The sequence below is a fragment of the Thermodesulfatator autotrophicus genome (assembly GCF_001642325.1).
Taxonomy (GTDB): Bacteria; Desulfobacterota; Thermodesulfobacteria; order Thermodesulfobacteriales; family Thermodesulfatatoraceae; genus Thermodesulfatator; species Thermodesulfatator autotrophicus.
In genome coordinates this window covers 1-301 of the sequence record NZ_LSFI01000127.1, presented here as the reverse complement: position 1 = coordinate 301, position 301 = coordinate 1, and the positions used below count along the sequence as shown (strand labels likewise).

General features: G+C 41.9%; 1 protein-coding gene. It reads left to right on the top strand.

Annotation, left to right across the window (positions count from 1 at the left end; all coding sequences use genetic code 11):
• Window positions 1-51 precede the first annotated feature (51 nt).
• A partial coding sequence (locus TH606_RS11955) for a hypothetical protein (RefSeq protein WP_231887794.1) occupies window positions 52-301 on the top strand: 250 nt, incomplete at its 3' end.

Here is a 301-nt window from a genome sequence, read left to right as displayed (position 1 = left end):
TCAGGACTCACACATTGAGGTCTCCAGCAAATCCGGGGCGGTTCAAGGTTTATGTCCCTGGGATTTGGAGATGATGGTTTGAGCGACCTGTTCAAAGAGTTCATTGAAGTTAAAGTTTTTGTTAAGGTTTTGGTTTTAGTTCATGTGGTCACCTCCTGTATTTTGATTGTTAATTTTTATCCTCAGACACAATTTTTTTGCCGTACTCCCCTTCGAGCTTGTCGAGGACCCAAGAAAGCCATAGCCATAGCGCATAAGATTTTGAAAGCAGTGTATTTTATCATCAAAGAGGGCAGGGAAT